Source organism: Mesorhizobium escarrei (genome assembly GCF_935825525.1).
In the GTDB taxonomy this organism is placed as follows: domain Bacteria; phylum Pseudomonadota; class Alphaproteobacteria; order Rhizobiales; family Rhizobiaceae; genus Mesorhizobium; species Mesorhizobium escarrei.
This window is the reverse complement of record NZ_CAKXZT010000075.1, coordinates 1-2,896: the sequence shown is the minus strand read 5'-3', so window position 1 is coordinate 2,896 and position 2,896 is coordinate 1. Positions and strand designations below refer to the sequence as shown.

General features: G+C 62.6%; 2 protein-coding genes. Both read left to right on the top strand.

Features of this window, described 5'->3' with window-relative positions:
• Positions 1-587 precede the first annotated feature (587 nt).
• Positions 588-1,985: a hypothetical protein gene (locus tag NMG80_RS05080; RefSeq protein ID WP_254017132.1), complete on the top strand. Its 1,398-nt coding sequence runs from the start codon at positions 588-590 to the stop codon at positions 1,983-1,985.
• Positions 1,937-2,875, top strand: coding sequence for a hypothetical protein (locus tag NMG80_RS05075; protein WP_254017131.1), 939 nt, complete (start codon positions 1,937-1,939; stop codon positions 2,873-2,875). The genes NMG80_RS05080 and NMG80_RS05075 overlap by 49 nt, the downstream gene beginning before the upstream one ends.
• The last annotated feature ends 21 nt before the right edge of the window (positions 2,876-2,896 follow it).

Genomic DNA, 2,896 nt, shown 5'->3' with positions numbered 1-2,896 from the left:
GCCGTCCACCCCATCATGCCGTGACATCCGCCGAGAATGCGGCGGCCCAGAATAAAAGCGCTCTGTAGCGATCCTTCGCGCCCCCCTCTGTCCTGCCGGACATCTCCCCCACAAGGAGGGAGATTGGCCTTCATCACTGATTTCGCCAACCACAAACCTTGCAAAAAGGACGCTGTCCGCGAAGCTGCCGATCTCCCCCCAAGTGGGGGAGATGTCCGGCAGGACAGAGGGGGGCGCTGTCCCTCGGCGACCAAAAGTTCTGCACCGCGGCAGCGCTCCGATGTCACGGAATGGATCCCAGGGTCTGCGCCGCGTCGCTTCGCTCCTTGCTCCGCACTGGGATGACGAAGGCGCGGGGGAAACCGCAGATGTGCCATAAACCCGCGCGTCCCGCGCCCGCTGAAATCCTTTCAAGCCTCGCTTCGCGGGGCTTTTTTCATGGAGCAAGCCTGATGGCCCGACCCGCAACTGCCGCCGTTCGACTTCTGACCGGCGAACGCGAACCCGTGCGCCTGGCGACCACGGCCAACATTCTACTCCGTCGCCTGCAGACCATCGACGGCGTGCCGGCTGAGGTCGGCGACCGCATGCTGGTCAAGGACCAGGCCGACCCGACGCAGAACGGCATCTACACGGTGAGCGAAGGCGAATGGTTCCGCGCCGCCGACGCCCGCACCGCCCGCACCTTGCAGAAGGGAACGACGGTTCACACCCAAATCGGGTCGGTCAATGCCGGCCGGGTGTTTGAGTTCAGCGCCGACGAGCCGGCGGTGGGCAGCGACGCCGTCACCATTGCCCCGTTCGTGCCGCCCGATATTTCGGCGGTGGTCGGTGCGGTGGAATCGCTGCGCGATGCAACGCAGCTGCTGAAGGACGCCACCGAGGCCAGTGCCGGCCAGGCCGCCGCCAGCGCTGCCAGCTCTCTTGCGAATGCCGGACAAACCTCCGCCGATGTCGCTTTCACCGCGGCCAACCTGGCCAGCGCCCAGGCCGCGCGGGATGCCTCCCTGTACGGCAAGGGCATTTTCCCGACGATGGCCGCGGCGATCGGCTTTGGCGTTAATGGCTTTAGTGCCCTGGTCGGCGGCGCCGGCGGTACGGACGGAACATTCGATCTGGCGTTTACCGGCGGCGCCGGTTCTCGTGCTGCAGGACGCTTCGTCGTCGCTGGCGGTGCTGTGACGATGATCCTGATCACTGCGCCGGGTTCCTACACGATGGCGCCGAGTTTCAGCTTCGCGGCGTCCGCTGGGCTTGCTGGTGCCAGCGCAACACCAGTTCTCGCGCGCAACGTCGAGGTCGGCGAATACTTCTGGACCGAAGTCAGCAACGGCATCATGGGAATGTACACCGTTGCGGCCGGGCCGATTGCCGTCGACACCGGTGTTCGCGCGTCGGCAGCGGAAGTTGTTACGTTGATCGGGTCGCGGACGGTTGGGCCGGTCCCGATCACGGGCTCCGCCGGCGGCACGGCTGTTACCAATGCCAGCGTCTATTATTGGCCGGGCTCACTGTCAGTTGTCGATGAGTTTCTTTCGAGCCTAGAACTCGGCTTTGGTGCTGTGGCAGGAACAATCCATATCGTCATTGCCCAAGTCGAGGGCGATGGCACGTTAACTCTCGTCTCTGAACAAACCATCCCTGTCGTTGCCGGCCCGTCTTCCGTCGACTCGGGTCTCTCGATCCTGAAGCCAGCCGGCAGTGTCATGGGCCTGCAACGGACAGGAGCCGGCACATGGTATTATACGGCGGGGGCCATTCCGAACGGCGAAAGCAAGTGGTTCACGGCGACGGTTCCAACGTCACACACCACCAAGACCGTCGACTTTGTCAACGGTCCACAATGGAAGGCCACTTTCACGGGGAGGTCGGCACAAAGGCGCGTGCAGCCTACGACACCGCAAACGATCTGGTTGACATCATCGGCACTGAGCAGATGGTCGGCTGGCCGAACCTGGTCAACACCGGCACGAATACCCCGGTGAACTACAGCGTCGTCATGCAATCGCCAGCGCCGGCCGATGGTTACATCACCGAAGTCGATGTCGGTGCCAGCGGGGCCGGCACGGCCAACATTCACGTGATCCAGTACAATGGCGATCTAACCGTCAACGTGATCAGCACGCATCAGATCACGTTGGCCAATGGTGTGAACGAAATCCCCCTCAGCATACCGATTGCAGCGGGGCAGTATCCGGCGATCAGCGGCGGCGGCTACAAGTTTCAGAACAGCGTCAACCCGCAAGGCATCCCTGCATGGATCAGGTCTGGCGTGCTGTCGAACGGCGCTATTGTGGCATCATCGACCCTGCACCGATATGAGGTTGCGTTCACTATCAAAACTGGCCTCATCGCCGACGCTGCGCGGGCTCTGACAGGCGGCACACAGAACACCGGCATGAACCTGCTGGCGGACGCCGACCCGAATGGCGTCGCTGACGCGACCGCAATCTTTGCCTCGGCCGCTGCTGCCCATCCGAACCCATATGTGCCGCCCGGCAGCTTCGCGTTGACGGCTATGCCTAGGTCGGGTGACGGTTTTTGGGGACCAGGAAAGCCGTTCGTCGGCGGCCGGAGGTTCTTCTTTCCGGCCCGCCCGTCGCTGTTCAATCTCTACGATGGCTTTCGCGCGAAGATGGCTGAGCACATCGCCAACAACGACGTGCTTTGCCTGATTGCCGATAGCATCGGCCATTGGGCGCTTGCCAGCGATGGGCCGAAACATTGGTTCAATTTGGTCACGCGCTTTACCAATTTCGGCATCGCAGATGACGAGCCGGGCATGACGGCTTTGCGGCCAAGCTCTACCTATACGCCAGCTTTCTATGGCGTCATGACTGCCGGAACGGTATCGACGGGAACGCGCGGGCCTTAGTACCTTTTCACAGTGGTTCTG

Excerpts from the sequence above, each read along its gene's own strand:
- NMG80_RS05075 (WP_254017131.1), top strand. The coding sequence starts at position 1,937 with ATGGTCGGCTGGCCGAACCTGGTCAACACCGGCACGAATACCCCGGTG.
- NMG80_RS05080 (WP_254017132.1), top strand. The coding sequence starts at position 588 with ATGCTGGTCAAGGACCAGGCCGACCCGACGCAGAACGGCATCTACACG.